This window comes from Alistipes sp. An54 (genome assembly GCF_002159375.1).
Classification (GTDB): domain Bacteria; phylum Bacteroidota; class Bacteroidia; order Bacteroidales; family Rikenellaceae; genus Alistipes; species Alistipes megaguti.
On the sequence record NZ_NFIA01000014.1, the window covers coordinates 67,664 to 73,928 of the forward strand.

At 59.0% G+C, this 6,265-nt stretch carries 4 protein-coding genes and 1 tRNA gene; 1 reads left to right on the plus strand and 4 read right to left on the minus strand.

Translation table 11 applies throughout. The features are described 5' to 3' along the window. From B5G09_RS11715 to B5G09_RS11730, 4 genes are all read right to left on the minus strand, one after another. Positions 1–552, minus strand: a complete 552-nt coding sequence (locus tag B5G09_RS11715) for an RNA polymerase sigma-70 factor (RefSeq protein WP_232009145.1) — start codon at positions 550–552, stop codon at positions 1–3. Between the two features lie 546 nt (positions 553–1,098). Then, complete coding sequence (gene proS / locus B5G09_RS11720) at positions 1,099–2,583, minus strand: proline--tRNA ligase (protein WP_087311486.1); 1,485 nt, start codon at positions 2,581–2,583, stop codon at positions 1,099–1,101. Positions 2,584–2,848: 265 nt separating this feature from the next. Further along, positions 2,849–4,609: a transporter gene (locus tag B5G09_RS11725; protein ID WP_241147665.1), complete on the minus strand. Its 1,761-nt coding sequence runs from the start codon at positions 4,607–4,609 to the stop codon at positions 2,849–2,851. Between the two features lie 27 nt (positions 4,610–4,636). Continuing rightward, positions 4,637–5,785, minus strand: coding sequence for a hypothetical protein (locus B5G09_RS11730; RefSeq protein WP_087405301.1), 1,149 nt, complete (start codon positions 5,783–5,785; stop codon positions 4,637–4,639). Between the two features lie 286 nt (positions 5,786–6,071). On the opposite strand from B5G09_RS11730, the gene B5G09_RS11735 reads away from it, so the two are divergent. After that, a tRNA-Ser gene (locus B5G09_RS11735) sits at positions 6,072–6,158 on the plus strand. Positions 6,159–6,265: the final 107 nt, after the last annotated feature.

Sequence of the window (6,265 nt, forward strand, 5' to 3'; positions counted from 1 at the left end):
TCAGAAAAAGAGAGAGACGACGGCCAAAAGACGGCGCAACTGACTGAGTGCCGCCGTGATATGATTTTCGACGGTTTTGACGCTGATCCCCAGTTTTTCGGCAATCTCACGGTTGGCTAGTCCTTCGTAGCGGCTCATCTGGAAAATACGCCGACGCTGATCGGGCATTTTCGCAACCGCCACGGCAATCAGCAGAGCCAGATCGTCGCTCTCGACCTGCTTATCGAGTGAATCGTCGCGGAAATAGCTCACCGAGACCAGGCGCGAAATCCTGTACTTTTCGTGAATCAGCGTATGCTTGTAGATATCGAAGATGGCATTCTTCGTCATTGTGAAGAGGTAGTTTGAGAAGCGCTCCATCTGGGCGATCTCAATCCGCCGCTCCCACACCCGAAGCAGAACGGACTGCATGACATCCTCGGCTTCGGCCCGGTTCTTCAACATCCAGAAGGCCAGCTCCTCCACCTTGGGGGCATAATGCAGGTAGAGGGCATCGAAGGCTGTTCGGTCGCCCTGCGCCAGACGTTCCAGTATGTCACGTTCCTGCTCCACGTGAATTGTTTTTTCGGATACAAAAATAGGAAAAATCAGAGAGATTTCGGGAAATCGAACCGTGAAATAGCGATTAAGAAAGGGCATTCGGGGAAGTTGGCCCCCGATTTGCGGATCACCATGCAAGGAGTTTTTCCCCGAAGGCATGGGCCCCGGCAAGTGCCCGCGGAGAGATCCGTCAGGCGGGGCAAGCTCCGGCGGAATGGCGTCCGGCCGTGAAAAAGGGATCAAAGAGAGACGGGGCAATGATCTGAAGATCATCACCCCGTTCCTGTTTGTTCCATCCAGCGATCGGCTTTCCTCGTTTCGCATGTTCGTCTACTTTTTCTCTCCCCTCTCTTCCTTCATTTCTATCTATCTCCTTTTATCTCCTTCTCTCTCTTCCTCTCTTGTGGCCCCATGTTCTCTTTCCCTCTCTCCCTCTCTCAACTTTCCGTCTCTTTCGGGCCCCTTCTTCATCTTGCTTCCGGCCGATCTCCCGACAAAAAAAGAGGGAGGCAACCCGACTGTTGCCCCCTCCCGATACCGACGATCGGACGCCTCCGATCAATAGCTGCGGGCGAAGAGCACGCGACGGTGCGAGGGTTTACCCGAGTAGATGCAGACACCCTCCTCTTCGGGCGCGTCGAACGGAATGCAGCGGATCGTCGCCTTCGTGGCGTCCTTGATGGCCACCTCGGTCTCGACCGTTCCGTCCCAGTGTGCCGAAATGAAGCCGCCCTTCGTATCGAGCACCTCCTTGAACTCCTCCCACGTGTCGACCTTCGTGATCATCGAGTCGCGGAAGGTGAGCGCCTTGCGGTAGATATTTTCCTGGATATCGGTCATCAGGCCCTCGATCCGCTCGACAAGTCCCTCCTGCGGGACGGTCGTCTTCTCGAGCGTATCGCGGCGTACGAGTTCGATCGTGCCGTTCTCCAGGTCGCGCGGGCCCATGGCCAGACGCACCGGCACACCCTTCAGCTCATACTCGGAGAACTTGAAGCCCGAACGGACGTTGTCGCGGTCGTCGATCTTGACCGAGATACCCTTCTCGCGCAGCTGTGCGGCGATAGCCTCGAAACGGGTGCGGATCTCGGCAAGCTGCTCCTCGCCCTTGTAGATGGGGATCATCACCACCTGAATCGGGGCCAGACGCGGCGGCAGCACCAGACCGTTGTTGTCCGAGTGAGCCATGATCAGGGCCCCCATCAGACGCGTCGAAACGCCCCACGACGTAGCCCAGACGTATTCGAGCTTGCCCTCCCTGGTAACGTACTTCACGTCGAAGGCCTTGGCGAAGTTCTGCCCCAGGAAGTGCGACGTACCGCTCTGCAGCGCCTTTCCGTCCTGCATCAGCGCCTCGATCGTAAGCGTATCCTCGGCTCCGGCGAAGCGCTCGTTGGGCGACTTGTGGCCCATGATCACCGGCAGCGACATCCACTCGCGGGCGAACTTTTCGTAGACATGGATCATCTTCTCGGCCTCGGCGATAGCCTCCTCACGCGTGGCGTGGGCCGTATGGCCCTCCTGCCAGAGGAATTCGGCCGTACGCAGGAACAGACGCGTACGCATCTCCCAGCGCACGACGTTGGCCCACTGGTTGCAGAGGATCGGCAGGTCGCGGTACGACTGGATCCAGTTCTTGTAGGTGTTCCAGATGATGGTCTCCGAGGTCGGGCGCACGATCAGCTCCTCCTCGAGTTTGGCATCGGGATCGACCACCACACCCTTGCCTTCGGGGTCGTTCTTCAGGCGGTAGTGGGTCACCACGGCACACTCCTTGGCGAAGCCCTCGACGTGGTGGGCCTCCTTCGAGAAGAACGATTTGGGGATGAAGAGCGGGAAGTAGGCGTTCTGGTGACCCGTCTCCTTGAACATCTTGTCCAGCGCATCGTGCATCTTCTCCCAGATGGCGTAGCCGTAGGGTTTGATGACCATGCATCCGCGCACGGCCGAGTTTTCGGCCAGTCCGGCCTTGACCACCAGATCGTTGTACCACTGCGAGTAGTTCTCCTCCGACTTGGTGAGGTCTTTCAGTTCCTTTGCCATTGTCTATATTGTTTTTGCATTCGTTTCGTGGCGCAAATATACAAAAAAATACAAGGTCCGCCACATTGCGGACCTTATATTATCGGCTCACCACCCCACGTGCCCCGCCGGCTTCCTACGGCGCCTCCGGGACCCTTGCGGGATTTCGTTTCACCTCACACACCCCCTTCGGGCCCCGCCGACACGGTGCGGTCCAGCCAGATCCTTCCGCGCACATCTACTCTTCGGCCCCGCCGGCTCCGGTTTGCCCTTCCCGGGCCCCGGGTCAGAAGCGGAAGTTGAGCGACATGGCAATGTAGTGACGCGTGATCGAGGTGTCGTAAACCCCCGACCAGGTCCCCGGATTGCCCGTATCGTAATCGCGGCTCAGGAAGAGCTGGTAACCGCTCAGCTTATCGGAGACGTTCTGGTAGGCCACGTCGAGCGAGACCGTGCGCGAAAAGATCAGCCCCAGACCGGCCGAAAGGTAACAACTCTCACGCGTCACCGGCATGCCGGCATTGACCGCGTAGGTGTAGCAGGCGTTGTCCTGAAGCATCGAGTCGGTGTAACCGCCGCCCACCCGTACGGCCAGGAACGGCAGCGGCTTGATCTCGGCACCCACCCGCAGCGAATTGGTTGCCTGGAAGTTCTGCTTGAATTCAGCCTTGTAGTCCTCCGACCCGAGTTCGTTGTAGCGGGGCACCCCCTTCACACGCATGGCATTGTACCAGTTGCGCTCGTAATCCACCGATACGATGGCGAAGTTGCCGAACGTATACGAAGCGCCGAACATCAGCCGCATGGGCGAGGTGACATTCCAACTGTCGGGGCCCTCGTTGCTGGCCGTCGGCGAATCGTTGCCCTTTTGCACGCCACGGATCGGGCCGTTGTTGTTGGCAATGTCTTCCGTCTGGACGATATTGGTCGTAATGCCGGCCTTGTAGGTGTATTCGAGCGAATAGTAGGTCGGCGTATGGAAGGCCATGCCGATGCGCAGTCCGCCGACGGGACGCACCACGACGCCCACTTTGAAGTTCACGCCGCTGCCGTCGATGGTCATCTGCTGCGAGAGGTTCATCATCTCCAGCTGCTCGGTCAGATTCGTCCATTCGCTCCCGGAATAGCTCTGCGCCACACCGTTCGTATTAAAGTAGCCGTACTCCTCCTGATAGGTCATCGTCGTGCGCTTGTAGATGCTCTGGATGCCGAGCGTGGCGCCGAAGTAGACGATGTTCTTGATGTTTCCGCCCAGCGAAATGTCAAACTCGTTGACCGATCCGCTGTTAACCACATCCATCGAGTGGAGCACCGAGGCATTGCCGCCGATGCGGGCCACGCCCCAGGGGTTCGCGCCACCGTCGGAGAAGTAGTCGACCATGTAGCCGTCATAGCCCAGCGCCGCCGGCCACACACTCGGGTGCAGATCGTCCATCAGCAGGTGGCCCCCCGTATTGGGCCGCACGCCCCACGAGTTGAGCTGTTGCGAAAAGATGTCGCCGATGGTGGGCATGAGGGCCCCCGTCGAGGGGTCGTAGAGCGACTCCGACGAGAAGGAGTAGCGGTTGTTGAAGTCAGCCACGCGGTTGAGCCCCAGTCCGAGCGTCAGGCTGGTCAGGGCCCGCGAACCGCTTTCGTAGACATTCAGCGCCACGCCGACGTTCCCGAAGGCGAAGCGTGTCTTGTTGTTGTTCTGCCACGTGGAGGTGCCCTCGGTCGAGGCGTGCGACACGTTGACAAGCGGGGTCAGTGTGATCTCGTTGCCGCGATACATGCCCAGTCCCGCCGGATTGAGGGCCATCGACGAGAGATCGGCACCGAGCGAAGTAAACGCTCCGCCCATACCCATCACGCGGGCCGTTCCGAAGAGATGGGTCCGGCTCAGTTCGGCAAAGTCCGAAGCCCAGAGCATGTCGCGGTTGAGCACCGAACCGCCGAAGCCGTAATTGATCCGTGCCTCGGTTGTCTGCGCCCGCAGGGGCATGGCGGCCATCGCCAAAGCCGACACCGCCAGAAGCGCTGTTTTTATCCTTACATTCGTTTTCATCATCATCCAATTTTAAGAGACCATGGATCAACGGCTTCCGCGACTTCCGCCGCCACCGACCGAACCGCCGCGCGAACCGCCGCCACCGCCGAAACTGCCGCCCGACGAACCACCGCGCGAACCGCCGAAGCTGCCGCCGCTGTTATAACTTCCGCCGCGCGAACCGCTGTTGAATCCGCCGTTGCCGAAGTTCGGGAAACGGTCGTTGTTGCGGTTGGAATTGTTGTAGTTGTTGTAGCTGCCGCGCGAGCCGCTGTTGCCGAAGGGGCTGTTGTCACCGCGGCTGCCATAACGGGATTCGTAGACCACACCACGACGGCCGTTGTTGCCGCGCGTGTTGTAGCTGCTGCCGCCCACGCCGTAGGTTCGTCCCGAGACGCTCCGTCCGGGGGTATAGCGGTAGGCGGGACGTCCGCCCGGATTGGCGTAGTAGTTGCGCCGGGGCGTGCCGTGCCAGCCGGGGCCCCAGTGCGGATGGCCGTACCAGCCATACCACCCGTGCCAGCCGTAGCCCCACCAGGGATCATACCACGAACGGTACCACGGTCCCCACGGGCCGTACCAGGGCGAGTACCAGCTGTTCCAGCCGAAGCTCCACCCCCAGTTGCCGAACGTAAAGCTCGGCCCCCAGGGCCAGTCCCAGCCATAATACCACGGAGCGGCGAGCACCGTACCGCCCCACGTACCGAACATCGAGGTGATGTACTTGGGTTCGACCCAGACCTGGTCGCCCGAGATAACGATGTTGTAGAAGGCCGGATCGTAGGCCGAGGCGTAGGTGAAGGCCGAACTGTAACGCGCATCGAGATAACTCGACGGCATCTTGTAGGTCGGCGAATCGAAGCCCCTCAGCCGGCGGGCATAGGCACTCTCGTAGTCATCGGCCAGGATGCTCTCGTAGGGGTTCGCGTCGGGCGAGGTGTATTCATAATACCTGTTTTCGGAGGCAGCGGCTTCGGCCTCTGCGATCCGGGCCTCCCACTCGGCCTTGCGGGCCTCGGCGGCGGCACGCCGGGCTTCGGCTTCAGCCTGCTGCTTGCGGGCGATCTCGGCACGGTCGTGCACAGCGTAGAGATCGTCGGAAGCAGAACCTGCCGCAGCCTGATAGAGGGACGAACATCCGCTCGTCGCCACCGCCAGGGAGAATATTCCGATTAAAACCTTGAACTTTTTCATAGCGCACCTTGTTTGCGTTAGCTTCTTTACCTGAAAAACGAAAATCATACCGATTTTAGTATCGTTTCCCCCTTATAAACGGGATTCGGCGCCGGATACTGCATCACCTCCGACGTCGGGCTATGGACAAAGATACGAATTTTCGCCTGTCAAAACGGCCCTGGAAGGCTTTGCGGCGACTTTTTTTCAACAATCTGCAATTTTTTTCGTCCTCAAGTGGACAAAAATAAAAATAATGTCTATATTTGCAGTCCCAAAACAAAGGTTTTGGTCTCGACCGGAAAAAGGAGAGATGCCGGAGTGGTCGATCGGGCCGCACTCGAAATGCGGTGTACGGGTAACTGTACCGGGGGTTCGAATCCCTCTCTCTCCGCAATACACATTGAGTGTCAAAGGCTTACGGAAAGCGTACACGAAAATGTACACGAAACGCCCTGAATTTTCACAATTCGGGGCGTTTTTGTGTCTAAAATGCCGTGT